At 62.4% G+C, this 25,371-nt stretch carries 22 protein-coding genes; 11 read left to right on the plus strand and 11 right to left on the minus strand.

The window, feature by feature from the left end; all coding sequences use genetic code 11:
- The first annotated feature begins 3 nt into the window (after positions 1 to 3).
- Complete coding sequence (locus tag B9A31_RS14480; protein ID WP_019098818.1) at positions 4 to 1,491, plus strand: methylenetetrahydrofolate reductase C-terminal domain-containing protein; 1,488 nt, start codon at positions 4 to 6, stop codon at positions 1,489 to 1,491.
- On the opposite strand, the gene yjiA is transcribed toward B9A31_RS14480, so the two are convergent.
- The 3 genes from yjiA to B9A31_RS14495 form a co-directional block, all read right to left on the minus strand.
- The gene (gene yjiA / locus B9A31_RS14485; RefSeq protein ID WP_016713460.1) at positions 1,451 to 2,428 is read right to left on the minus strand and encodes a GTPase; all 978 of its coding nucleotides are present in this window, start codon (positions 2,426 to 2,428) and stop codon (positions 1,451 to 1,453) included. The genes B9A31_RS14480 and yjiA overlap by 41 nt on opposite strands.
- Before the next feature lie 77 nt (positions 2,429 to 2,505).
- The gene (locus B9A31_RS14490; RefSeq protein WP_016713459.1) at positions 2,506 to 2,703 is read right to left on the minus strand and encodes a YbdD/YjiX family protein; all 198 of its coding nucleotides are present in this window, start codon (positions 2,701 to 2,703) and stop codon (positions 2,506 to 2,508) included.
- Positions 2,704 to 2,720: 17 nt separating this feature from the next.
- Positions 2,721 to 4,787 carry a carbon starvation CstA family protein gene (locus B9A31_RS14495; protein WP_019098817.1) on the minus strand — a complete coding sequence of 689 codons (2,067 nt, stop codon included), beginning with the start codon at positions 4,785 to 4,787 and terminating at the stop codon, positions 2,721 to 2,723.
- Positions 4,788 to 4,964: 177 nt separating this feature from the next.
- Between B9A31_RS14495 and B9A31_RS14500 the strand changes: the two genes are divergently transcribed.
- Positions 4,965 to 5,330 (plus strand): PilZ domain-containing protein, encoded by a 366-nt coding sequence (locus B9A31_RS14500; RefSeq protein WP_019098816.1) that lies wholly within the window; start codon positions 4,965 to 4,967, stop codon positions 5,328 to 5,330.
- A 263-nt stretch (positions 5,331 to 5,593) separates the two neighbouring features.
- Positions 5,594 to 7,111 (plus strand): nucleobase:cation symporter-2 family protein, encoded by a 1,518-nt coding sequence (locus B9A31_RS14505; protein WP_019098815.1) that lies wholly within the window; start codon positions 5,594 to 5,596, stop codon positions 7,109 to 7,111.
- 95 nt (positions 7,112 to 7,206) lie between these two features.
- Here the strand turns inward: B9A31_RS14505 and radA are convergent, their stop codons facing one another.
- Entirely contained in the window at positions 7,207 to 8,577 is a 1,371-nt protein-coding gene (radA, locus tag B9A31_RS14510; RefSeq protein ID WP_012274175.1) for a DNA repair protein RadA, read from the minus strand.
- 176 nt (positions 8,578 to 8,753) lie between these two features.
- On the opposite strand from radA, the gene mscL reads away from it, so the two are divergent.
- Positions 8,754 to 9,173, plus strand: coding sequence for a large-conductance mechanosensitive channel protein MscL (mscL, locus tag B9A31_RS14515; RefSeq protein WP_019098814.1), 420 nt, complete (start codon positions 8,754 to 8,756; stop codon positions 9,171 to 9,173).
- A gap of 28 nt (positions 9,174 to 9,201) precedes the next feature.
- On the opposite strand, the gene B9A31_RS14520 is transcribed toward mscL, so the two are convergent.
- The gene (locus B9A31_RS14520; RefSeq protein WP_025753999.1) at positions 9,202 to 9,978 is read right to left on the minus strand and encodes a ferredoxin--NADP reductase; all 777 of its coding nucleotides are present in this window, start codon (positions 9,976 to 9,978) and stop codon (positions 9,202 to 9,204) included.
- A gap of 213 nt (positions 9,979 to 10,191) precedes the next feature.
- On the opposite strand from B9A31_RS14520, the gene B9A31_RS14525 reads away from it, so the two are divergent.
- Entirely contained in the window at positions 10,192 to 10,899 is a 708-nt protein-coding gene (locus B9A31_RS14525; protein WP_084297086.1) for an autoinducer binding domain-containing protein, read from the plus strand.
- Between the two features lie 96 nt (positions 10,900 to 10,995).
- Positions 10,996 to 12,120: a methyltransferase gene (locus B9A31_RS14530; RefSeq protein WP_025754000.1), complete on the plus strand. Its 1,125-nt coding sequence runs from the start codon at positions 10,996 to 10,998 to the stop codon at positions 12,118 to 12,120.
- A 31-nt stretch (positions 12,121 to 12,151) separates the two neighbouring features.
- On the opposite strand, the gene B9A31_RS14535 is transcribed toward B9A31_RS14530, so the two are convergent.
- The 3 genes from B9A31_RS14535 to B9A31_RS14545 are packed head-to-tail and all read right to left on the minus strand — an operon-like array spanning position 12,152 to position 14,764.
- Positions 12,152 to 12,307, minus strand: a complete 156-nt coding sequence (locus tag B9A31_RS14535) for a DUF2474 domain-containing protein (RefSeq protein ID WP_016713451.1) — start codon at positions 12,305 to 12,307, stop codon at positions 12,152 to 12,154.
- Positions 12,308 to 12,316: 9 nt separating this feature from the next.
- Positions 12,317 to 13,324 (minus strand): cytochrome d ubiquinol oxidase subunit II, encoded by a 1,008-nt coding sequence (gene cydB, locus B9A31_RS14540; RefSeq protein WP_019098811.1) that lies wholly within the window; start codon positions 13,322 to 13,324, stop codon positions 12,317 to 12,319.
- A 3-nt stretch (positions 13,325 to 13,327) separates the two neighbouring features.
- Complete coding sequence (locus tag B9A31_RS14545; protein WP_084297087.1) at positions 13,328 to 14,764, minus strand: cytochrome ubiquinol oxidase subunit I; 1,437 nt, start codon at positions 14,762 to 14,764, stop codon at positions 13,328 to 13,330.
- A 346-nt stretch (positions 14,765 to 15,110) separates the two neighbouring features.
- Here B9A31_RS14545 and B9A31_RS14550 point away from each other — a divergent pair, with 346 nt between their 5' ends.
- The 3 genes from B9A31_RS14550 (at position 15,111) to trmA (ending at position 18,926) form a co-directional block, all read left to right on the plus strand.
- Complete coding sequence (locus tag B9A31_RS14550; protein WP_016713448.1) at positions 15,111 to 16,331, plus strand: MFS transporter; 1,221 nt, start codon at positions 15,111 to 15,113, stop codon at positions 16,329 to 16,331.
- 217 nt (positions 16,332 to 16,548) lie between these two features.
- Positions 16,549 to 17,844: an NCS2 family permease gene (locus B9A31_RS14555; protein ID WP_019098809.1), complete on the plus strand. Its 1,296-nt coding sequence runs from the start codon at positions 16,549 to 16,551 to the stop codon at positions 17,842 to 17,844.
- A complete protein-coding gene (gene trmA, locus B9A31_RS14560; protein WP_025754003.1) occupies positions 17,841 to 18,926 on the plus strand; it encodes a tRNA (uridine(54)-C5)-methyltransferase TrmA in 1,086 nt (361 codons plus the stop codon). The genes B9A31_RS14555 and trmA overlap by 4 nt, the downstream gene beginning before the upstream one ends.
- A gap of 43 nt (positions 18,927 to 18,969) precedes the next feature.
- On the opposite strand, the gene pcaG is transcribed toward trmA, so the two are convergent.
- Together pcaG and pcaH are read right to left on the minus strand one after the other, a co-directional pair.
- Positions 18,970 to 19,575 (minus strand): protocatechuate 3,4-dioxygenase subunit alpha, encoded by a 606-nt coding sequence (pcaG, locus tag B9A31_RS14565; RefSeq protein ID WP_012274187.1) that lies wholly within the window; start codon positions 19,573 to 19,575, stop codon positions 18,970 to 18,972.
- Positions 19,576 to 19,585: 10 nt separating this feature from the next.
- Positions 19,586 to 20,305, minus strand: coding sequence for a protocatechuate 3,4-dioxygenase subunit beta (pcaH, locus tag B9A31_RS14570; RefSeq protein ID WP_009682255.1), 720 nt, complete (start codon positions 20,303 to 20,305; stop codon positions 19,586 to 19,588).
- Positions 20,306 to 20,505: 200 nt separating this feature from the next.
- On the opposite strand from pcaH, the gene B9A31_RS14575 reads away from it, so the two are divergent.
- Entirely contained in the window at positions 20,506 to 21,399 is an 894-nt protein-coding gene (locus tag B9A31_RS14575; RefSeq protein ID WP_016713442.1) for a KPN_02809 family neutral zinc metallopeptidase, read from the plus strand.
- A 174-nt stretch (positions 21,400 to 21,573) separates the two neighbouring features.
- Positions 21,574 to 23,493, plus strand: a complete 1,920-nt coding sequence (locus tag B9A31_RS14580; RefSeq protein ID WP_019098807.1) for a methyl-accepting chemotaxis protein — start codon at positions 21,574 to 21,576, stop codon at positions 23,491 to 23,493.
- Positions 23,494 to 23,627: 134 nt separating this feature from the next.
- Here the strand turns inward: B9A31_RS14580 and ggt are convergent, their stop codons facing one another.
- The gene (ggt, locus tag B9A31_RS14585) at positions 23,628 to 25,295 is read right to left on the minus strand and encodes a gamma-glutamyltransferase (protein WP_019098806.1); all 1,668 of its coding nucleotides are present in this window, start codon (positions 25,293 to 25,295) and stop codon (positions 23,628 to 23,630) included.
- Positions 25,296 to 25,371 lie beyond the last annotated feature (76 nt).

Raw genomic sequence — 25,371 nt, forward strand, 5'->3', positions numbered from 1 at the left:
CACATGAGCCTGCTGAAAACCGCGCTGCGCGAACAGAATTTCGTCTGCGTGATGGAATTCGTCCCCAAGCCTTCCACAGAACGCTTCGCCGCCATGGAAGCGATCATGGCCCGTGCGCACCTGTGTGGCTGGCCGATGACCGTCGCCATCGGCGATCGTGTCGGCAGCCCGCTGGACATGTCGCCGCTGGACGCCCTCGCCTCGTTCAGCAACCCGGTGCCTGCCCTGCCGCACTTTTCCGGCAAGGACCGCGAACGCCACCACCTGCTCGCCCAGTTGCAACGCATGGACGCCGCCGGCCTCGACCAGCTGTTACTGCTGACCGGCGACCGCCTGCCCGGCCACGAGCCTGGCCAGCGCCCGGTGCGTTATCTGGAGTCGGTCGCCGCCCTGCAAATCGCTCGCCAGGCTTGCCCACACTGGCTGCTGGGCGCTGCACTGAACCCGTTCAAGTACCACGAGGAAGAAGGCGGCGCCCAGTATTTCAAGGCCGAGAAAAAGCTGGCAGCGGGCGCCGACTTCCTCACCCTGCAACTGGGGTTCGATGGGGATAAACACCAGGAAGCCATGCACTGGATGCGCCGCCAGGCCACGCCCAAGCCCATGCTGGCGTGCCTGATGAGCCTTACCCACGGGCGCGCTGCGATGCTCGACCACGTGGCTGGTGTTACCGTCACACCGTCCATGCGCGACATGCTCGAAGCGGAGACCGTGCAGTCCAAGGCCTTTGCCCAGGCACGCAGCGTTGACCGCCTGGCCTTGCAGATCATCGGCGTGAAGCTGATGGGTTACGCCGGCGTACACCTGTCAGGGGTGCACGAACTCAAACAACTGCTGGCCCTTGAGGCCCGCATCGAACACTGGCAAGCCCGGATCCACACCCTGGATCAATGGGCGCCGGCGTGGCGCGCCAGCTGGCAGATGCCCGGCCTGCCGGCAGTCACCTTCCATCCGCCGCAGGCGGGTTGGCGCCAGGGCGAGTCAAGGGTCGATGCTTCACTCAAAGAAAAAGCGCGCTATCACCTGATGCACGGCATGCATTCATTGCTGTTCAGCCGTCGCAATAGCCTGAGCAAGGCATTTGGCTGGGCGGTGCGCCAGCGGCTGTGGTCCACGCCCGTTGGCGCACAGGTGTTGCACAAGGTGGAGCGCGCAGTGAAACGGCCATTGGTGGGCTGCGACACCTGTGGCCGCTGCCGCCTGGAAGACACGTTGTACATCTGCCCGGAAACATGCCCCAAGGGCCTGGCCAACGGCCCATGTGGCGGTACCGCACTGAACCGCTGCGAGTTCGGCGACCGTGAATGCATACACAGCATCAAGTACCGCACGGCCAAGGCCGTGCGGCAAACTGCAGTGCTCACCGAGCGCCTGATCCCCTGCATCGAAGTCGAAACCCGCCACCGCAGCTCGTGGCCGCAGTGGTTCCAGGCAGCGACGCCGCGCCGGCTCAGCCCGCAGCCAGCGCCTCGAAGCCAGCCCGAATCGTAGCCTCGGGCAATTCATCGGCGATGAACACCATCACGCTCTCACGAGCCTCGCCTTCGGCCCACTCGGCGTCCCAGTCAAAGCCGTAGAGCTTGAGCACGCCCTGGAACACCAGCTTGCGGTCCTCGCCGGCAATGTTCAGCACGCCTTTGTAGCGCAACAGCTGCTTGCCGTGGGTTTCCAGCAGTTCGTTCATGAAGTCGCTGAGGCGGTCGATATCCAGCGCGGTTTCCGTGCGCAGCACCAGCGTGGAGATACGGTCCGATATAGCAGGCTTGAGCACCGGGCGCAGGGTGGGTTTCAGGTTCGCACCCAGGTCGGGGTTGAGGTTGAATCCACGCACATCCAGTAGCTCAGCCAGGTCGATGCGACCGTGTTCGACCACTCGGATTGCGGCACGACCATTGATGCGGGCCAGGCGTTCGCGCAGGGCTTCTACCGCAGCCGCCTCGACCAGGTCGGTCTTGCTCAACAGCAAGCGATCGGCAAAGCCGACCTGGGCCTGGGCAATGGTTTGGGTCAGGTGCAGTTCCGCATGAGCCGCGTCTACCAGGGTGATGATGCCGTCGAGGATGTAGCGCTCACGCAGTTCCTCGTCGATGAAAAAGGTTTGCGCCACCGGCGCCGGATCGGCCAGGCCTGTGCATTCGATTACCAGGCGGTCGAAGGCGATTTCGCCTGCGTCCAGGCGTTCAAGCAGCAGGTACAGCGCGCGCGTGAGGTCGCCGTGGATGCTGCAGCATACGCAGCCGTTGGCCAGGGTCATCACCTGCACCGGTTCGTCGCCCAGCAGTTGGCTGTCAATGCCAGCCTCGCTGAACTCGTTTTCGATCACGGCGAGTTTCAGGCCGTGCTCGGCCTTGAGCATGTGCTTGAGCAAGGTGGTCTTGCCGGCACCGAGGAAGCCAGTGAGCACAGTTACGGGAATAGGCGTCTGCACGCAGTAAATCTCCTGAAGCTGAAATGACTGTGGGAGCCGGTTACCCAGGCTCCCACAGGTTCACACGTGTCGCAGGCTCAACAGCACTTGGGCCCGGACTTGCCACCGTAACGCGCTTCCTGACGTTCGCGGAAAAATTCCTCGTACGTCATCACCGGCTTGTCCGGGTGCGTCTTCTGCATGTGCTCGACATAGTTGTCGTAGTCGGGCATGCCGACCATCAGGCGGGCTGCCTGCCCCAGGTATTTACCCAGTCGACCCAGGTCGTTGAACATGACTGCATTCCTCTCGATTACGCGTCAGGCAGTGCCTGGAACGGGGTTTCCTTGTCGGTACGCTCCTTGCGGCCCAGGGCGGCATAGCCAACCTTGATGGCGAAGAACAGGATGCTGAACACCACCAGCAGGAACAGAATCGTCAGGCCCGCGTTGGTGTAGGCGTTGAAGATCACATGCTGCATCTGCCCGATGTCCTTGGCCGGGGCCAGTACCTGGCCGGCGTCCAGCGCTGTGCTGTATTTCTTGGCCAGGGCCAGGAAGCCAACTGCCGGGTTCGGGTCGAACAGCTTGATCAGGCCTGCAGCCGTGGTGCAGATCAGCAGCCAGACCGCCGGCACCAGGGTGACCCAGATGTAGCGCTGACGCTTCATCTTGATCAGCACCACGGTGCCGAGCATCAGGGCGATACCGGCCAGCATCTGGTTGGAGATGCCGAACAGCGGCCACAGGGTGTTGATGCCGCCCAGCGGGTCGATCACACCTTGGTACAGCAGATAGCCCCAGAGTGCCACGCAACCCGCGGTAGCGAGCAAGTTGGCTCCCCACGATTCGGTGCGTTTGAGGGCCGGCACGAAGCTGCCCAGCAGGTCTTGCAGCATGAAGCGACCGGCACGGGTACCGGCGTCCACCGCGGTGAGGATGAACAGCGCCTCGAACAGGATCGCGAAGTGGTACCAGAAGGCCATGGTGTTCTCACCCGGCAACACCTGGTGCAGGATCTGCGCGATACCGACCGCCAGGGTCGGCGCACCGCCGGCACGGGCCAGGATGGTGTGCTCGCCGATGTCACGGGCGACGGCTTCAAGCTGCTCAGGCGTAATCAGGAAGCCCCAGCTGCTGACCGTCTGCGCCACCGATGCCACGTCGGCGCCAACCACCGCAGCCGGGCTGTTCATGGCGAAGTACACACCCGGCTCGATCACCGAAGCGGCGACCATGGCCATGATGGCGACGAACGACTCCATCAGCATGCCGCCGTAGCCGATGTAGCGGGCGTTGGTTTCGTTGTCCAGCAGCTTGGGCGTTGTTCCCGAGGAGATCAGCGCATGGAAGCCGGACACCGCACCGCAGGCGATGGTGATGAACAGGAACGGGAACAGGGTGCCCTTCCACACCGGGCCGGTGCCGTCGGTGAACTGGGTCAGCGCCGGCATTTTCAGCTCAGGTGCGATGATCAGGATACCGATGGCCAGGCCAACGATAGTGCCGATCTTGAGGAAGGTGGACAGGTAGTCACGCGGCGCCAGCACCAGCCATACCGGCAGCACGGCGGCAACGAAGCCGTAGCCCACCAGCATCCAGGTGATCTGCACGCCGGTGAAGGTGAAGGCCGGGCCCCACACCGGGTCCGCAGCAATTACACCGCCCAGCCAGATCGAGGCCAGCAGCAATACAACACCGACCACCGAGATTTCGCCGATGCGGCCCGGGCGGATGTAGCGCATGTAGATGCCCATGAACATCGCGATCGGGATGGTGGCCATCACCGTGAACATGCCCCACGGGCTTTCGGCCAGGGCCTTGACCACGATCAGCGCCAGCACCGCCAGGATGATGATCATGATCAGGAAGCAGCCAAACAGGGCAATGGTGCCCGGAATGCGGCCCATCTCCTCGCGCACCATGTCGCCCAGCGAGCGGCCGTTGCGGCGGGTAGAAAGGAACAGGACCATGAAGTCCTGCACCGCACCGGCCAGCACCACACCGGCAATCAGCCAAAGCGTGCCGGGCAGGTAGCCCATTTGCGCGGCAAGCACCGGGCCGACCAGGGGGCCTGCGCCAGCGATGGCGGCGAAGTGGTGACCGAACAGAATGTGTTTGTTGGTCGGGACGTAGTCCAGGCCGTCGTTGTTGAGCACCGCCGGCGTGGCCCGCCGCGGGTCGAGTTGCATCACCTTGGTGGCGATGAACAGGCTGTAGTAACGGTAGGCAACCAGGTAGATGGCCACTGCCGCGACCACGATCCACAAGGCGTTGATCGCCTCACCGCGACGCAGGGCTACCACACCCAGCGCGCAGGCCCCTATGACTGCCAGCGCCAGCCACGGAAGGTGGCGTAGCAGGCTATTATTGTTGTTCATGGTTTGCTTCCAGCTGGTGGATTGGAAAGACCGCCCACCGAGTCTAGGGCCAGTCATCGCACATTGCCACACTTGCTTTGGTCTAGAGCCTCTGCGGCCAGATTGCGGTACCTGATGCACATACCACGCTAACTATAGTCAGGATGTCACCTTAGGACCTACCCGAGGACCCATGCCATGAGCGATCACGACGAACGCCGCCGCTTCCAGCGTATCCAGTTCGACGCCCCGACCCGGCTGTGCCAGGGCGAACGCTGCTGGGAGGTGAAACTGCTCGACCTGTCCCTCAAAGGGCTGCTGGTCGAATGCCCGCAACCGTGGGATGCCGACCTGACCCAGGACTTCGAAGCGTACATCCTGCTCAACGATGAAGTGACCGAGGTGCAGATGCAGGTCGAGTTGCGCCACGAAGAACCCGATCGCCTGGGCTTCATCTGCCTCTACATCGACGTCGATTCGATGACCCATTTGCACCGTCTTGTGGAATTGAACGTGGCTGACAGCACCGAAATGATGCGTGAGCTGCGCGAACTCATCGAATAATGAAATCTCTTAGCTAGCTAATAGCTTTCCCACATGATGTTTCCTGTCTACCCAGACAGCTTTAAGCCTGGGTAGCAGTACTTTGTACACACCCCTCTAGCACCGTTTTCGATGAGTTGGTACGCCTTCTGCATTGGGTTTTCGCACACCCTGCGGTCGCTCGTGTACGCGCTCCGATCAAAATATTGTATACAATTTTTGTGGCAATAATTTGCAGGAAATGTCTACAGTAGCGACACAACAATAAACAGAGAGCCTGCTCCATGACTACGTCCCCTAGCACGTCTCCCACCAAGCGCCCCGAGGATGAAAACCTCGGGCTTGGTGCCAACCTGGCCTATGGTCTGCAGCATGTGTTGACCATGTACGGGGGGATCGTCGCGGTACCCCTGATCCTGGGGCAGGCCGCTGGCCTGAACGGTGCCGAAATCGGCATGCTGATCGCGGCCTCGCTGTTTGCCGGTGGCCTGGCCACCCTGCTACAGACCTTGGGGCTGCCGTTTTTTGGCTGCCAGTTGCCGCTGGTGCAGGGCGTGTCGTTCGCCGGTGTGGCGACCATGGGCGCGATCCTCAGCAGCGAGGGTGGCGGTGGCTTGCCGGGCGTGCTTGGCGCGGTCATGGCTGCATCGCTGATCGGCTTTCTGATCACGCCGGTGTTCTCGCGCATCACCAAGTTCTTCCCGCCACTGGTGACCGGTATCGTCATCACCACCATCGGCCTGACCCTGATGCCGGTGGCCGCACGATGGGTAATGGGTGGCAACAGCGCCTCGCCAGAATTCGGCAGCGTTGCCAACATCGGCCTGGCCGGGCTCACCTTCGCCATCGTGCTACTGCTGAGCAAGCTGGGCAGCGCGACCATCTCGCGCCTGTCGATCCTGCTGGCCATGGTGGTCGGCACGCTGATCGCCTGGGCGCTGGGCATGACCGATTTCAGCAAAGTCACCGAAGGTCCGATATTTGCCTTCCCGACGCCGTTCCATTTCGGCATGCCGGAATTCCACATCGCCGCGATCCTGTCGATGTGCATCGTGATCATGGTGACCCTGGTGGAAACCTCGGCCGACATCCTCGCCGTGGGTGAGATCATCGATACCAAGGTCGACTCCAAGCGCCTGGGCAATGGCCTGCGCGCCGACATGGCATCGAGCATCCTGGCGCCGATCTTCGGCTCGTTCACCCAGAGCGCGTTCGCCCAGAACGTTGGCCTGGTGGCCGTGACCGGGGTCAAGAGCCGCTATGTGGTAGCTACCGGTGGTGTGATCCTGGTGGTGCTCGGCCTGCTGCCGATCATGGGCCGGGTGATTGCCGCAGTACCTACCCCGGTACTGGGCGGCGCGGGCATCGTGCTGTTCGGCACCGTGGCAGCCAGTGGTATTCGCACCCTGTCGAAGGTCAGCTACAAGAACAACGTCAACCTGATCATCGTCGCGGCCTCGCTGGGCTTCGGCATGATCCCGATCGCCGCGCCGACCTTCTACCACCACTTCCCGAACTGGTTCGAGACCATCTTCCACTCAGGCATCAGCTCGGCGGCGATCATGGCCATCCTGCTGAACCTGATCTTCAACCACTTCACCACCGGCAACTCGGAAAACCAGTCGGTGTTCGCTGCGGCCTACGAGCGCACCATCCAGTACTCGGACATTTCTGCGTTGCGTGATGGTGACTACTTCAAGGATGGCAAGCTGTTCGACGCTGAAGGCAATGAGGTACCGATGCTGGAGGTGGATGAGCATGGCAATGAAACCGTCAGGCGGGCGGCGGTTGCCGAGCATTGACTGCTGACTGAGTGGTGAAGTGGAGGGGCCGACGCGCATCGTCGGCCCCTTTTTCGTTTGCCTGTGCCCGCGAAGAGGTCGGTACAGGCTACTAATTACTCGAACAGTGCATCCAGAGCCTGCTCCAGCCGAGTCACGGCAATCACCTGCAACCCCGCTGGCGGTTCTTTCGGCGCATTGCCCTTGGGCACGATGGCACGCTTGAAACCATGCTTGGCCGCCTCCTTCAACCGCTCCTGACCGCTGGGCACAGGCCGCACCTCGCCCGACAAGCCAATCTCGCCAAACACCAGCAGCCCATGGGCGAGTGGCCGGTTGCGCAAGCTGGACATCACCGCCGCCAGCAACGCCAGGTCCGAGGCTGTCTCCAGCACCTTCACCCCGCCCACCACGTTGAGGAACACGTCCTGATCGTGGGTCGGAATCCCGCCGTGGCGGTGCAACACCGCCAACAACATGGCCAGACGGTTCTGGTCCAGGCCCAGGGTTACCCGCCGGGGGTTGGCCAGGTGGCTGTCGTCGACCAGTGCCTGCACCTCGACCAGCATCGGCCGGGTGCCCTCCCAAGTCGCCATGACCACGCTGCCCGGTACTTCCTCCTGGGTGCGGTTGAGGAAGATCGCCGAAGGGTTGGAGACTTCTTTAAGGCCTCGGTCGGTCATGCCGAACACACCCAGTTCGTTGACCGCGCCAAAGCGGTTCTTCACCGCACGCAGCAAGCGCAGTCGGCCATCGGACTCACCCTCGAAATACAACACGGTGTCGACCATGTGCTCCAGTACCCGCGGGCCGGCCAGCGAGCCTTCCTTGGTCACATGGCCGACCAGGAAGATGGCCGTACCGCTTTGCTTGGCGTAACGCACCAGCAGCGCCGTGCTCTCACGCACCTGGGCCACGCCACCGGGCGCTGATTGCAACTGTTCGGTGAAAATGGTCTGGATCGAGTCGATCACCATCACCCGTGGTTTCTCGACGCGGGCTGTGGCGATGATGGTCTCGATGCAGGTTTCGGTCATCACCTTGAGCTGGTCCTGGGGCAAGCCCAGGCGCCGCGAACGCATGGCCACCTGCTGCTGCGATTCCTCACCCGTCACATACAGTGCCGGCATGCCCACGGCAATGTTGCACAACGTCTGCAGCAGGATGGTCGACTTGCCGATGCCGGGGTCGCCACCAATCAGCACCACCGAGCCATCCACCAGGCCTCCTCCCAGCACGCGGTCCAGTTCGGTGCTGCTGGTGGTGAAGCGCGGGATTTCCTCGACGCTGACTTCGGCCAGGGTCTTGATCTGTGCCTGTTGCCCGGTCCAGCCGGCGCGGCCGCTGCTGGGTGCCGCCGCGCCGCCGCTCTCGATCATGGTTTCGACCAGGGTGTTCCAGGCCCCGCATTCGCCACACTGGCCTGCCCATTTGGGGAAGGTCGCGCCGCACTCGGTGCAGCCATACAAGCGCTTGGCCTTGGCCATGGGTGGGGTCTCCTGGAAAAAACCGCCATGATAGCCGAGCCGAACGTGTCTCGAACGCTTCGGGATGCGACAAAACTATTCGTTCCAACTGCAGTCAGTAGGCCTGAGCACCACGCATGAAGCGTTTTAGTGGCTTACACTGCGTTAACCTTACCTTTTGTTACAAGGAACCAAACATGGGCATGATCAGTGAGTTCAAGGCCTTCGCGGTCAAAGGCAATGTCGTCGACATGGCGGTGGGTATCATCATCGGCGCGGCCTTCGGCAAGATCGTCTCGTCCTTCGTCGGAGACGTGGTCATGCCGCCACTGGGCCTATTGATCGGGGGCGTGGACTTCAGCGACCTGGCCATTACCCTGAAGGCTGCCGAAGGTGATGTACCGGCGGTGGTGCTGGCGTATGGCAAGTTCATCCAGACCGTGATCGACTTCCTGATCGTGGCCTTTGCCATCTTTATGGGGGTGAAGGCAATCAACCGGCTCAAGCGTGAAGAAGCCGTGGCACCGACTGTTCCGCCAGTGCCAACGGCCGAAGAAACGCTGCTGACCGAGATTCGCGATTTGCTCAAGACACAGAACCAGAACCGTTTGCCTTGAGATAGCTGGGGGCGCTGTGCGCCCCCAATTACCAGTAGTTTTCTACCGCCACCTGCCCCGGCCGCTTGCTCAGGCTCAGTTGCAGGTCACGTGCCTTCAGCACCTTGCGCGTCTCGTCGATCATATCCGGGTTGCCGCATAGCATCACCCTCGAATGCTCCGGTGACAGCTCGAGCCCTGCGGCCTTCTCCAACTCGCCATTCTCGATCAGCGTGGTAATACGCTGGTTCAACGCACCCGGGTGCCGCTCACGGGTCACCACCGGAATGAACTGCAACTTGCCAGCAAACTCGGCCAGGTAGTCGCGCCGCTCCAGCCCGGCGATTTCATCCACATAAGCCAGCTCTTTCGCTTCGCGCACCGAGTACACCAACTTGATGCTGTCGAAACGCTCCCAGGCCTCGAAGTCCTGCAGAATCGACATGAATGGCGCAATCCCCGTGCCCGTGGCCAACAGCCACAAGTCACGCCCCCCGACAAAGCGGTCGAGGGTGAGGAAACCAAACGCCTGGCGGTCGATCAGCAGAGTGTCGCCTGCCCCCAACCGGCTCAGCTCGCTGGTGAATTCACCGCCCGGCACAACGATGGAGAAGAAGTCGAGGTGCTCGTCATGCGGTGCGCTGACCATGGAATAGGCGCGCCACACCACGCTGCCATCGGCCTTGGTCACGCCCAGGCGGGCAAACTGGCCGGAACGGAAGCGGAACCCCGCATCGCGCGTAACCCGCAGGCTGAAGAGGTTCGGCGTCAACGGCTGAACATCGAGCAGGGTCTGGCGGGTGAACTTTTCGGCGCTTGCGGTCATATCGGGCTCCAGGGTTGGCGAGTGCACAGTGTCGCTTAAAGCGGCCCGGATAAAAACCACCGCTTTGTAGGGCCTCATCAAGGGCGATCGTGCCGAACGCTCAGAAACTCCTTATCGCTATAACAAAAAAATCCCAACACAATGCTAGGACTTTTCCTACAATCTTTCGGGTACTCAAACGGATTGGATCCTGGCACCCAAGGAGAGCTTCAAATGCTTCATTGGAGACCCGAACACCTGCATGTGTTCGTCAGCGAGCGATGCCCAAGGAAGTTGTTCGACATCGCAGTGCACTTGGCTCAGGACTTGGGCATGGAGTACCTCGGGCTGAATATTCGCATTCAGATCGCCACGCAGACACCCAGGGTTTACCTCTACAGCAATTATCCGGATGAATGGATCGAGCGCTATCAGCGCGACGAGTTCTACAAACAGGACCCCGCCGCAAACGTGAGCCACAGCTCGACGATGCCAGTGCTTTGGACCGAAGAACTGTACCGCGAAGCCCCTCAGTTTCGTGAAGAGGCTTGCCAACATGGCCTGCGTCATGGCTGGACGCAGTCGCTGCACGACATACAGCACAACGAGAGCCAGATCAGCGTAGCCAGACCCGCCGGCAACATCGACATTACCGAACTCTACGGCAAAGCCGGCAGCGTGCAGTGGCTGTGCCACACCCTTCACGCCGTACTGGGCGAGCACCACCTGAACGCACTGTGCCCCCCCCAACCCAAAATGAGCGATCGGGAACTGGAAGTGCTGAAATGGTCAGCCGCCGGCAAGACCGCTGCCGACGTGGCCTGCATTCTATCGCTGTCGCAAAGCACGGTTAACTTTCATATCCGCAGCGTGATCACCAAAACCAACGCAGCAAACAAAGCCGGTGCCATCGCCATCGCAGCCATGCGTGGCTGGATCTGACCTACAAACCTGCGACCTTGGGCAAAGCCCTGTAGAATCGCCCGGCAAAGCCCGGAGCGAACCGCAACGGGCAGTTTCATACCCGAGCCAGACGCCATGCCCCTGTTGACCACCCCCTACGCCGAACTCGACCTGATCCGCCAGCCGGAGCAGGCCAACGACCCGCTGCAGGCTTTCGACGCCGCCGACGAGTACCTGCTTGCGCAACTGCACGAACAGGCTCCCGACGCCAGCTGCCGGGTGCTGGTGCTCAATGACAGCTTCGGTGCCTTGGCCGCCAGCCTGGCGGGCCAGCTGCAGGTAGTCAGCAGTGGCGATTCGCACCTGGCGCATCTGGCCCTGGAAAAGAACCTGGCGCGCAATGGCTTGCCGTTCGACAGCGTGCCGTTCGTACCGGCCAGTGAACACTGGCAAGGCCCGTTCGACCGGGTGCTGGTGCGCGTGCCAAAAACCCTGGCGCTGCTCGAAGAGCAACTGATTCGCCTGCAAGGCCACCTGGCGCCAGGGGCGCAGGTGATTGCGGGGGCAATGATCAAGCATTTGCCACGCGCGGCCGGTGACCTGATGGAAAAATACATCGGCCCGGTGCAGGCCTCGCTGGCGCAGAAAAAGGCGCGCTTGCTGACGGCAACGGTGGCCGAACTGCCGGCCGCCCGCTCGCCCTACCCTAGCCGCTATCGCCTTGAAGCGCCTGCGCTGGAGCTGGTGAACCACGCCAACGTGTTCTGCCGTGAAGGGCTGGATATCGGCACCCGGGCATTCTTGCCGCATCTGCCACGTGACCTGGGCAACGCGAGGGTGGCAGACCTGGGCTGCGGTAATGGCGTACTGGCGATTGCCAGTGCATTGGCCAACCCGGATGCCCAGTACACGCTGGTCGACGAGTCGTACATGGCAGTGCAATCGGCGCGGGAGAACTGGCAGGCTGCACTGGGCGAACGCCCGGCGACCTTCGTCGCAGCCGATGGGTTGGCCGGGGTGGAGAAGCAGTCGCTGGACGTGGTGCTGTGCAACCCGCCGTTCCACCAGCAGCAGGTGGTGGGGGATTTCCTGGCGTGGCGCATGTTCCAGCAGGCGCGTGAGGCGCTGCTGGTGGGTGGGGCGCTGTACATCGTGGGTAACCGGCACTTGGGCTATCACAGCAAGCTGGCACGGTTGTTCCGGGGGGTGGAGCAGGTGGCAGCGACGCCAAAGTTCGTCATCCTGAAAGCCCGTAAGTAAAGGCGCCGCTCCCACAGTTCTCCCCGCAACCTCAGTGGGTGGTAAGGCCCGCAGCCCCCATGAACAGCCGCATCACCCACGCCGCCACACCCAACGCCGCCACGCTCATCGCCCAGATCAGCAACAGCCAACCCAGCCGCTGCCACAGCGGCTTCTTCTCTTCCAAGCCATGTTTGCCGGTCATCATGCGGTCCTCCTAGTGATAGCCGTCTTCATGGGTCACCTTGCCGCGGAACACGTAGTAGCTCCAGAAGGTGTACATGAGGATGAACGGCAGGATGAATAACGTGCCCACTAGCATGAAGCCCTGGCTTTGCGGTGGCGCCGCAGCATCCCAGATCGAGATCGAGGGCGGGATGATGTTCGGCCACAGGCTAATGCCCAGGCCGCTGTAGCCAAGGAAGATCAGCACCAGGGTAAGCAGGAACGGCGTGTAGTGCGCGTTGCGTGCCACCGCCTTGAGCAACCCGTAAAAGGTCACCAGCACCAGCAGCGGTACCGGCATGAACCAGATCAGGTTAGGCATGCTGAACCAGCGGTCGGCGATCTGTGGATAAGCGATGGGTGTCCACAGGCTGACGATACCGATCACCACCAGCAGCACCAGCGCCAGCGGCCGGGCCATGTCGTGCATCTTCTGTTGCAGCGGCCCTTCGGTCTTCATGATCAGCCAGGTGCAGCCCAACAGCGTGTAGGCCACGATCAGCCCCAAGCCACAGAACAGGCTGAACGGGGTAAGCCAATCGAGGGTGCCACCGGCGAAATGGCGGTCGACCACCTTGAAGCCTTCGAGGAAGGCACCCAGGGCCACACCCTGGAAGAAGGTGGCAACCAGCGACCCCCAGATGAACGCCTTGTCCCAGATATGGCGCTTGTCGGCCTTGGCCTTGAAGCGGAACTCGAAGGCCACGCCGCGGAAGATCAGCCCGATCAGCATCAGGACCAACGGCAGGTACAGGGCTTCGAGCACCACGGCATAGGCCATCGGGAACGCCCCGAACAGCCCCGCACCACCCAGGATCAACCAGGTTTCGTTGCCGTCCCACACCGGGGCGACGGTGTTCATCATTACATCGCGGTCCTGCTCGCCCTTGACGAAGGGGAAGAGCATGCCGATACCCAGGTCGAAGCCGTCCATCACCACGTACATCATGACGCCGAAGATGATGATCACCGCCCAGATCAGCGGAAGGTCGATACCCATGGCTCAGTCCTCCTTGCTCAGGCTGGCAGTCTTGGCCTCATGGCCATCATCGGCGGCAGACAGCGGCCGCGCCGGCGTACGTTTCTGGCCAGGGCCGCCCGGTGTGTGTTCGTCACCTTCGCCGGTCTGCGGTCCTTTGCGCACCAGGCGCATCATGTAGCCAAGGCCGGTACCGAACAGGGCGAAGTACACCACCACGAACGCCACCAGGGTGAAGCCGAGCTGTGCATAACTGTGGTTGGACACGCCATCCGCCGTGCGCATCAGGCCATACACCACCCAGGGCTGGCGGCCGATCTCGGTGGTGAACCAGCCGGCCAGCAAGGCGATCAGCCCGGAAGGCCCCATCCATAGCGCCAGGTACAGGAACGGGCGCGAGGTGTAGAGCGTGCCACGCTTGCGCAGCCACAGGCTCCACAGGCCGACGAAGATCATCAGGAAGCCAAGCCCGACCATGATTCGGAACGACCAGAAGACGATGGTCGAGTTGGGCCGGTCCTCAGGCGGGAATTCCTTCATTGCCGGCACCTGCTTGTCCAGGCTGTGGGTGAGGATCAGGCTGCCGAGCGCCGGGATTTCCAGTTTGAAGTGCGTCGTTTCGGCCTTCATGTCGGGAATGCCGAACAGGATCAACGGGGTCGGCTCGCCGGGTACGTTCTCCCAGTGGCCTTCGATGGCAGCGATTTTCACCGGCTGGTGCTTGAGCGTGTTCAGGCCATGGAAGTCGCCGATCACGGCCTGGATCGGGGCGACGATCAGCGCCATCCACATGGCCATCGACAGCATCTTGCGCACCGCCGGGTTGTCACGCCCGCGTAGCAGGTGCCAGGCCGCCGAGGCGCCGACGAAGAACGCCGTGGAGACGAACGCAGCGGTGGCCATGTGCATCAGGCGGTAGGGGAACGAGGGGTTGAACACCACCGCAAACCAGTCCACCGGCACCACCCGGCCATCGATGATCTCGTGGCCTTGCGGGGTTTGCATCCAGCTGTTGGAGGCGAGAATCCAGAAGGTGGATACCAGCGTGCCCAGTGCCACCATGCAGGTGGAGAAAAAGTGCAAGCCGCGGCCTACACGGTTCCAGCCGAACAGCATGACGCCGAGGAAGCCCGCTTCGAGGAAGAAGGCAGTCAGCACCTCGTAGGTCAGCAATGGCCCGGTGACGGCGCCGGCGAACTCTGAGAAGCGGCTCCAGTTGGTACCGAACTGGTAGGCCATGACCAGGCCCGAGACCACGCCCATGCCGAAGTTGACGGCGAAAATTTTCGACCAGAAGTGATAGAGGTCACGGTAGACCTGGTTGTGGGTCCGAAGCCAGAGGCCTTCGAGGACTGCCAGGTAGCTCGCCAGGCCAATGGTGATGGCCGGGAACAGGATGTGGAACGACACGGTAAAGGCAAACTGAATTCGGGCGAGCTCTAGGGCCTCTATTCCGAACATGGTGCTTCCTCTTCAGATAATCCGGCGTCCGGGCTTGTGGCCCCAGTCGCCCACTGCCCCCACTGGATCGAGTACGGCGTGTTGGAATTGTTCTGTTCAATCGCAGGGATTCCGGCCCAAAGGGCCTATTCGTTGAATCTGGAACGATTGATCCAGATCAACGAATGTTAGGAAGCATAGTCCCGAATTGCCCGGCAAGCCGTGTGGCTGATTGCCGCGTGACCGGTTGCCCCACCCTCTTTCATTAGGTGTGAAAAAGTGCCGATCCGGGCAAACAGTAACCGGTTGTTACAAACAGATGATACGCTGCGCACCCCCTCTACTGCGCCGAGGCCCCTGGTTTCCGATGTCTGATTCCGCACCGCAGTTGTTACGTCACCACCGCCCTTTCCTGGCGTTCTGGCTGGCCCGCGTGTTTACCGCCAGCGGCTTCCAGATGCTCACTGTGGCCATTGGCTGGCACCTCTATCAATTGACCGGCAACGTGCTGGACCTGGGCCTGGTCGGCCTGGTGGAATTTGCACCACGGGTGCTGTTCATGCTGCACACCGGGCATGTAGCCGACCGCTATGACCGGCGCAAAGTCGCCGCCCTGTGCCAGAGCCTGCAGGGGTTGATCGCCCTGGCGCTGGCGGTGGGCAGCGCGACTGACAACGTCACCCGAGAACTCATTTTCGCCCTCGCCTTCCTGCTGGGTGCCACACGCTCGTTCGAAATGCCGGCGACCCAGGCGCTGTTGCCCAACGTGGTGCCGCCTGGGCTGTTCCCAAGGGCGGTGGCGGCGTCAGCGTCAGCCACCCAATCGGCGACCATCGTGGCGCCAGCAGTGGGCGGCTTCCTGTATGCCTTTGGCAGTATCTGGGTGTATGGCCCCACCGTGGCCCTGTATGCCATCGCCTGCGTGCTCACCCTGAGCCTGCAGGCACGCGGCCAGGTCGTGCAGCGCGGGCGGGCCAGCATCGAATCGCTGCTGGCCGGCATTCGCTTCATCCGCAGCCGGCCTGACATCCTCGGTGCTATCTCGCTGGACCTGTTTGCCGTTCTGCTGGGTGGCGCCACCGCGCTGCTGCCGGTGTTCGCCAAGGACATCCTGCTGACCGGCCCGCTGGGCCTTGGCCTTTTGCGTTCGGCCCCGGCGGTGGGCGCATTGCTGATGTCGGTATGGCTGGCGCGCTTCCCGTTCGAACGCAATGTGGGGCGCACCATGTTCACGGCAGTCGGGGTGTTCGGCGTGGCGACCATCGCCTTCGGCTTGTCGACCTCGTTCTGGTTCTCGCTGGCAGTGCTGGTAGTGCTGGGCGCGGCGGACATGATCAGCATGGTGATTCGCGGGGCTTTCGTGCAACTGGAAACGCCGGATGAAATGCGCGGGCGGGTGAGCGCGGTGAACGGGTTGTTCATTGGTGCCTCGAACCAGCTCGGCGAGTTCGAATCCGGGGTGACGGCGCACTGGTTTGGCACAGTGCCAGCGGTGGTGATGGGCGGAGTGGGCACATTGGTGGTGACCGGGGTGTGGATAAGACTGTTCCCAACACTGGCCAAGCGGGATCGGTTGCATAACAACTGAGCGCTAACCTGTGCGGCCTCTTCGCGGGTAAAACCGCGAAGAGGCCGCACAGGCTTGAGAAAATCCCATTCCCAACGGCCATAGGCCCCCGCCGAGCATGCTGGTATCATGCGCGGCTTTTTTCCTCCCCACACAAAACCACGGCAACCGGTACGGTCTGTGCTTTGCTGATGGGGTCGATACATTCATGGCGCCGGGGGCGCCTTGGGGAGCGGGCATGCTGGAAAGGCTGTTTCAACTAAAAGCACACAACACCAATGTGCGCACCGAGATTCTCGCGGGCGTCACCACCTTCCTGGCCATGGCCTACATCCTGTTCGTCAACCCGAGCATCCTCGGCGAGACCGGCATGGACAAAGGCGCGATCTTCGTCGCCACCTGCCTGGCCGCAGCCATCGGCTCGGTGACCATGGGCCTGATCGCCAACTACCCGATCGCCCTGGCGCCGGGCATGGGCCTGAACGCGTTCTTCACCTACACCGTGGTGCTGCACATGGGCCACACCTGGCAAGTGGCGCTGGGTGCGGTGTTCCTGTCGGCGGTGATGTTCTTCCTGTTGTCGATCTTCCGCATCCGCGAATGGATCGTGAACAGCATCCCGCTGCCGCTGCGCTCGGCGATTGCCGCCGGCATCGGGCTGTTCTTGGCGCTGATCGCCCTGCATAATGCCGGCATCGTCGTCGATAACCCGGCTACTCTGGTGGGCCTCGGCGACCTCAAGCAGCCAGCGCCGATCCTCGCTACCCTGGGCTTCTTCCTGATCGTGGGCCTGGAGTCGCTGAAAGTGCGCGGTGCCGTGCTGATCGGCATCCTGGCGGTGACCATCGCCTCGATCGTGATGGGCGTGACGCCGTTCGGCGGCATCGTCTCCATGCCGCCGTCGCTGGCACCGACCTTCCTGCAACTGGACATTGCCGGTGCGCTGGACGTAGGCCTGGTCAGCGTGATCTTCGCCTTCCTGTTCGTCGACCTGTTCGACAACTCCGGCACCCTGATCGGCGTGGCCAAGCGCGCCGGTTTGATGGGCAAGGACGGCCACATGCCGAAAATGGGCCGCGCGCTGATCGCCGACAGCACCGCCGCCATGGCCGGTTCGCTGCTGGGCACCTCGACCACCACCAGCTACATCGAGTCCGCTGCAGGTGTGAGCGCCGGTGGCCGCACTGGCCTGACCGCCATCGTGGTTGCCGTGCTGTTCCTGCTGGCGCTGTTCTTCGCGCCGCTGGCCGGTAGCGTGCCAGCCTTCGCCACTGCCCCGGCGTTGCTGTTCGTCGCGGTGCTGATGGCTTCGGGCCTGGCAGAAATAAACTGGGACGACGTTACCGAAGCCGCACCGGTAGTGGTGACTGCCCTGGCCATGCCGCTGACCTACTCGATCGCCAACGGCATCGCCTTCGGCTTCATTTCCTGGACCGCCGTCAAGCTGATCTCCGGCCGCCACCGCGACCTGAACCCGGCCTTGGTGATCCTTTCCATCCTGTTCGTCATCAAGCTGGGCTGGTTCAACGCATGAGTGCTGCTTTCGACCCCTCCTCCTACGCCACCCAACTGGATGCCAAGGTGGCCCGGCTGCGCGAGCTGCTGGCGCCCTTCGGCGCGCCGGAGCCGGCTGTTTTCGACTCGCCACGCGAGCACTACCGCCTGCGCGCCGAGTTCCGCCTGTGGCGCGAGGACGGCCAGCGCCACTACGCCATGTTCGCCCCGGGCGAGAAGCACAAGGCGATCCTGATCGAGGATTTCCCCATTGCCAGCCAGCGCATCAATGCGCTGATGCCGCGCCTGAAGGCGGCCTGGCAGGCCAGCGAGGAACTGGGCAACCGCCTGTTCCAGGTGGAGTTCCTGACCACCCTGGCCGGTGATGCGATGATCACCCTGTGCTACCACCGCCCGTTGGACGAGGCGTGGGAACTGGCCGCACGGCAACTGGCCGAAGCGCTGGGTGTTAGCGTGATTGGCCGCTCCAAAGGCAAACGCCTGGTGATTGGCCGCGACTACGCGGTGGAAAAACTCGACGTGGCTGGCCGCGTGTTCAGCTATCGCCAGCCGGAAGGCGCGTTCACCCAGCCTAACGGTGCGGTGAACCAGAAGATGCTGAGCTGGGCGTTCGAAGCCATCGGCGAGCGTGAAGACGATTTGCTGGAGCTGTACTGCGGCAACGGCAACTTCACCCTGCCGCTGGCCACCCGCGTGCGACAGGTGCTGGCGACCGAAATCAGCAAGACCTCGGTCAATGCCGCGCTGAGCAACCTCGACGAGAACGCTGTGGATAACGTGCGTTTGGTGCGCTTGTCGGCAGAGGAGCTGACTCAGGCACTGAATGAGGTGCGGCCGTTCCGTCGCCTGGAAGGCATCGACCTGAAGAGCTACGACTTCGGCACCGTGTTCGTCGACCCGCCGCGCGCGGGGATGGACCCGGACACCTGCGAGCTGACCCGACGTTTCGAGCGCATTCTGTACATCTCGTGCAACCCGGAAACGCTGGCGGCGAACATTGCCCAGTTGCAGGACACCCACCGTATCGAACGGTGTGCGTTGTTTGATCAGTTCCCCTATACCCACCATATGGAGAGTGGGGTTCTGCTGGTTCGGCGTTAACTGATAGAACGCTGGGGCCGCGTTGCGGCCCCAAGGGTTTGTATCAGAAGTCGAAGAAGACCGTCTCCCCTTCCCCCTGAATACGGATATCGAAGCGATACGCCGTTTTCCCGTCCACTTCGCAACGCTTGGCAATCAACGTCTCACGCCGCTGCGGCTGCTCGATCAGGTTCAGCACCGGGCACTTGGCGTTGGCCTGGGCTTCGTCATCGAAGTACAGGCGCGTGTGCAGGTGAATGTTGATGCCCCGGGCAAACAGGCTGATGTTGATGTGCGGCGCCATCGGCACGCCAGCCGCGTTGTTCACCACGCCCGGCTTGACCGTGTGCAGCGTCCACTCGCCGGCATCGAAGGTAGTGGCGGTGCGACCAAAGCTGTTGAAGGCGTTTTCCAGGTTGTAGGCATCCTGGTATTCGCCATTGGCGTCGGCTTGCCACACTTCCAGGAACGAGTCGCGCACCAGGTGGCCGTTACCGTCATACACCTGGCCGATCAGCAGAATGTGCTCGCCCGGCGCGTCTGGCTTGGCCAGGCGGTTCCAGATTTCCTGGTCGCGGGTCGGGTTGCCGGCCGCTTCCAGGGCCAGGCCGATGTGCACGTAGGGGCCGGCGGTCTGCGAAGGGGTTTCCGGCAGCAGTTCGATTGGCATGGCGGGGTCCTCAGCAGTTTTCGAAGTGGGTCTTGCGCTGGCCGCGCAGCACGATGTCGAAGCGGTAGGCCAGGCAGTCCATCGGGTTGGCATTGCTCATGTCGAGCTTGGCGATCAACTGCTGCACGGCTTGCGGGTTGGCGATCGACTTGACGATCGGGCACATCGGGATCAGCGGGTCACCCTCGAAGTACAGTTGGGTGATCAGCTTGGTCGCAATCGACGGGCCGCTGATGGCGAAGTGGATGTGCGCCGGGCGCCAGTCATTAGGGCCGTTGCGCCATGGGTACGGGCCTGGCTTGATGGTGCGGAAGCTGTAGTAGCCATCACGGTCGGTCAGGCAACGGCCAACGCCACCGAAGTTCGGGTCCAGCGGAGCCAGGTAGCGGTCGTTCTTGTGGCGGTAGCGGCCGCCGGCGTTGGCTTGCCACATCTCCACCAGGGTGTTCGGCACAGGCTTGCCGTACTGGTCGACCACGCGGCCGGCAACGATGATGCGTTCGCCGATCGGCAGGCCACCGTTGTTGAAGTTCAGCAGCAGGTCATGGTCGTGGGCACCGAAGCCCAGGTGGGAAAAGTCTGGCCCCGTGGTTTCGCTGATCGACTGCGGAATGCTGACCAGTGCCTGGCGCGGCGAGCGGGCAACGGACGTCTTGTAGTCAGGCGTAAGGGCTTTGGGGTGCCAGTTGCGATCACGGATCACGAAGCGGCTGTTGTCCTGTGCGGGCATGCCGGTTTCCTCTCTTGGAATTATGTGAACGCCTGGGCGTGGCAGGCGGACTTGCAGTTTCAGGCATGTCGCGCGCGATGAATATTGAAATCAGCCCTCTCTCACATAACCATTTGGTTATGGGTTAACATCTTGGCCTGACACCTGCCGCTGTCGTGAACTAATCTTTGTCTTCTTGTTTCACGCTCGGGAGAGCACTCATGGAATGGCGAAAAGGCCGACGCAGCGACAACGTGGTCGATGCCCGAGGCGAAGGTGGCGGTGGCGGCGGCATGCGTTTCGGCGGCGGCAAGGGGCTGGGGCTTGGGGCGATCCTGCTGATCGTCGGCATCGGCTGGCTCACCGGGCAGGACCCGTTGCAGATTCTTGGCCAGCTCGCCGGCCAGATGGAACAGCAACAGACGCAGGTTGCACCGAGTGGTGCGGGCGGCAAGGCGCCACCGGCCAATGACCAGCAGGCCGAGTTCGTGGCCTCGATCCTGGGCGACACCGAAGACACCTGGAAAGCCCTGTTTGCCGAAGCCGGCAAACAGTACCGCGACCCCAAGCTGGTGCTGTTCAGTGGCCAGGTCAATTCAGCCTGTGGTTTCGCCTCGGCGGCAGTGGGGCCGTTCTATTGCCCGGCAGACCAGCGGGTGTACCTGGACATGTCGTTCTTCCGCGAAATGGAAACCCGCTTTGCTGCCGCTGGCGATTTTGCCCAGGCCTACGTGATCGCTCACGAAATCGGCCACCATGTGCAGACCCTGCTGGGCGTTTCGGCCAAGGTGGATGCCGCGCGCCGCAACGGCCAGCGCATGGAAGGCGACAACGGCCTGCTGGTGCGCCAGGAACTGCAAGCCGACTGCCTGGCCGGCGTGTGGGCCTACCAGGCCCAAAAGCGCCTGAACTGGCTGGAACCGGGTGACGTCGAAGAAGCCTTGAACGCGGCCAATGCCATTGGCGATGACCGCCTGCAACAGCAAGGTCGCGGACGCGTAGTGCCTGACTCGTTCACCCATGGCACTTCGGCGCAGCGGGTGCGCTGGTTCAAGGCCGGGTTTGCCCAAGGCGAGGTGAACAGTTGCGACACCTTCAGTGCGCGTAACCTTTGATACTGATCGGGGCCGCTTTGCAGCCCCAATTTATCCAGTTACAAATCTGCTGAAAAAGCGTTTCAGCTTCCGCAATCATTGCCGATAACCCCTGAACGAATCAGCGGGCATCCAGAACAACAACGCCTGGCGATCGAAGATCAAGAGAGCGAAAACTACTTCTGGAGAGCGTGCATGAACAGCTGGTTCGCCAACATCAGCGTCAACCTCAAACTCGGCCTGGGCTTCGGCCTGGTGCTGGTACTCACCGGCCTGCTGGCCCTCACCGGCTGGACCAGCCTGGGCAGCCTGATCGACCGCAGCAACTGGATGGGCGACATCGGCCAGCTGAACAAAGACCTCACCGACCTGCGCATTGCGCGCCTGCAGTACATGATCGCCAACGGCGACGATGCCGCCGCCGCCAACACCCAGACCAAACTGGACGCCTTCAGCAAGCAGCAGGCTTACCTGGCCAGCACCTTCAAGAGCCCGGAAAACATCAAGCTGCTGAATGAACTGGGCGAAACCATCAGCGCCTACAAGCTGTCGCTGAACAAGATGCGCCAGGGCTACGACGCCACCCGCAATGCGCGTGCGGCGATGGACAGCTCGGCCACCCGCGCCGACCAGGCCATGGATGTGCTCAGCCAGGAAGTCATGGCACGCCCCGAGGCCGACAGCGTACGCCTGGCCCAGTACCAGCTGATCAGCAAGGCTCGCCAGCAACTGTTGCAGGTGCGCATCGACGTGCGCGGCTACATTGCCGACAACACCGCCGCCAACGAACAAGCAGCCCTGCGCCAGCTGGACGCAGCGCTGGCCGACATCGACAACCTCAAGCGCCAGCTGCCCGCCGAAGACGCTCGTCTGCAACAGTTCGAGCGCTCGGTGCTGGCCTACCGCGACGCCGTACGCCAATTCCGCGACGCAGTCGCCGACATCACCACCTCACGCGCCGAAATGACCGTACAGGGCGCCGACATCGTCAAGCGCAGCGATGCGCTGTACCAGATCCAGCTGGAGCGCCGCGACATCGAAAGCACCCAGGCCCGCAGCCTGCAGGCCATCGCCACGTTGCTGGCGCTGTTGGTTGGCGTGCTGGCAGCGGTGCTGATCACCCGCCAGATCACCGGCCCGCTGCGTGAAACCCTGGGAGCAGTGGAAAAGATCGCCAGCGGCGACCTTACCCAGCACCTGCGCGTCACCCGCCGCGATGAGTTGGGCGTGTTGCAGCAAGGCATCGCACGCATGGGCACCACCCTGCGCGAGCTGATCACTGGCATCCGTGATGGCGTCACCCAGATCGCCAGCGCCGCCGAAGAGCTGTCGGCAGTCACCGAACAGACCAGCGCGGGCGCCAACAGCCAGAAGGTCGAGACCGATCAGGTGGCCACCGCCATGCACGAAATGGCTGCCACCGTTCAGGAAGTGGCACGCAACGCCGAGCAGGCCTCGCATGCCGCCACCGGTGCCGACGACGAAGCCCGTGCCGGCGATCGCGTGGTGGGCGAGGCGATTGGCCAGATCGAGCGCCTGGCCGAAGACATGCACCGCTCCACCGAAGCCATGAACCTGCTGCAGCAGGAAAGCCAGAAGATCGGCAGCGTGATGGACGTGATCAAGTCGGTGGCCGAACAGACCAACCTGCTGGCGCTGAACGCTGCGATCGAAGCGGCGCGTGCTGGCGAGGCCGGGCGTGGATTTGCCGTGGTTGCCGACGAAGTGCGCGGCCTGGCGCAGCGCACGCAGAAGTCCACCGAAGAAATCGAAGAGCTGATTGCCAGCTTGCAACATGGCACCCAGCAAGTGGCGAACGCCATGCAGGGCAGCCGTACCCTCACCGACAGCAGCGTCGAGCTGGCACGCAAGGCCGGGGCGTCGCTGGAGAGCATCACCAGCACGGTGTCGAGCATCCAGTCGATGAACCAGCAGATTGCGGCGGCGGCAGAGCAGCAGAGCGCGGTGGCTGAAGAGATCAGCCGTAGCATTCTGAATGTACGTGATGTGTCGGAGCAGACGGCAGCGGCCAGTGACGAGACAGCGGCGTCCAGTGTGGAACTGGCGCGGCTGGGTGGGCAGTTGCAGACGCTGGTCAGCCAGTTCCGCGTCTGACCTCAAGATTTTGGGGCCGCTTTGCGGCCCATCGCCGGCAAGCCAGGCCCCCACAGGGACAATGCAAGCCTTAAGGGCAGCGGCACACCTGTGGGAGCTGGCTTGCCGGCGATAGGGCCGGCACAAGCGACTGCTTACTTCACGATTATGCCCACACCTCGCCCACGTGGATCGGAAGCGGTCTCCAGCTTGGCCCCGTCCACCCGGATCGCCTGGATATCACCCATCTCCCAGCCCTGATCCTCCAGCACATAACCCATCTTCTTCAACTTGTCAGCCTCCGGCCCGGTCAACGGCGCATAGGCATCAAAGTAGATAGTGTCCTTGGGCAGCAACTGATGGTGCACGCGCTGCGCCGCCACCGCCTTGTCCAGCGGCATGCCGTAGTCGTACAGGTTGTTCATCACCTGGAAGATCGAGGTAAAGATCCGCGAGCCACCCGGCGTACCGATCACCAGCTCGACTTTGCCATCGCGGGTCATCAGGCTAGGGCTCATTGACGACAACATACGCTTGCCCGGTTCGATGGCATTGGCATCGCCACCCACCACACCAAAGGCATTCGCCGCCCCCGGCTTGGCGCTGAAGTCATCCATCTCGTCGTTGAGCAGGAAGCCTGCGCCCTTCACCACCACGCCACTGCCGTAGTCGAGGTTGAGGGTGTAGGTGTTGCTGACCGCGTTGCCCTGCTTGTCGACGATGGAGAAGTGCGTGGTCTGGTGCGGCTCAAGGCCCGGCTTGACCTTGTCGGTTTCGGAAATGGCGTTCGGGTTGACCTGCGCGGCACGCTTGGCCAGGTAGTCCTTGGCCACCAGTTTATCCACAGGTACCTTTGTGAACGCCGGGTCACCGAGGTAGTCGGCACGGTCGGCGAACACGCGCTTCTCGATCTCGGCCAACAGGTGGATGTACTGCGCCGAGTTGTGCGCCACCCCTTTGAAGTCCGCCGCACGGTCTTCCTTGATGCCCAGCAGCTGGGCCAGGGCCACACCGCCAGAGCTTGGCGGTGGCGCGGTGTAGACCACATTGCCACGCCAGCTCACGGCCATCGGCTCACGCCATACGGCCTTGTAGTCCTTCAGGTCTTCTTTGGTGATCAGGCCTTTGTCAGCCTGCATCTGCGCCACCAACAGGTCGGCGGTCTTGCCCTGGTAGAACTCGCTCACGCCTTTGTCAGCGATACGTTCCAGTGTCTGGGCCAGTTCTGGCTGTTTGAACAGTTCACCGACCTTCATGTTGCCGAAGTAGTCGTTGAAATTGGTCGCCGTCTTGAACATGCCTTGGGCATCGTTGCGGTACTGGTACTGCTTTTCCGCCACCTTGAAGCCATTTTTCGCATAGCCGATGGCCGGGGTCAGCAGCTCGCTCCAGGGCAGCTTGCCGAACTTCTTGTGGGCCTCCCACAGGCCCATCACGGTGCCGGGCACACCTGCTGCACGCACCCCGACCAGGCTGAGGTTCTCGATGACTTCGCCCTTGTCATCGAGGTACATGTTGCGCGTGGCGGCCTTTGGCGCGACTTCGCGGTAGTCGAGGAAGTAAGGCTTGCCGTCGACGAACAGGGTCATGAACCCGCCACCACCAATGTTACCGGCTTCGGGGTACGTCACTGCCAAGGTGAAGGCAGTGGCCACCGCGGCATCCACCGCGTTACCACCCTTTTTCAGGATATCGGCAGCCACCTGTGCACCATATTGATCGGGGGCCGCCACCGCGCCACCCTCCAGCGTGGCGGCGTAAACCGAGGAACAGCTCAGGATCGCGGCTGCGAGAGCCAGGTACTGGAATGGAACAATACGCATGACACTTCCTTGGTGTTGTTTTTGTTGAGCAGTCAGTAAGGCCGAAGCGGTTCGACTGCGCAATAACACGTAGGAA

The sequence above is a fragment of the Pseudomonas sp. URIL14HWK12:I5 genome (assembly GCF_900176445.1).
Lineage (GTDB): Bacteria > Pseudomonadota > Gammaproteobacteria > Pseudomonadales > Pseudomonadaceae > Aquipseudomonas > Aquipseudomonas monteilii.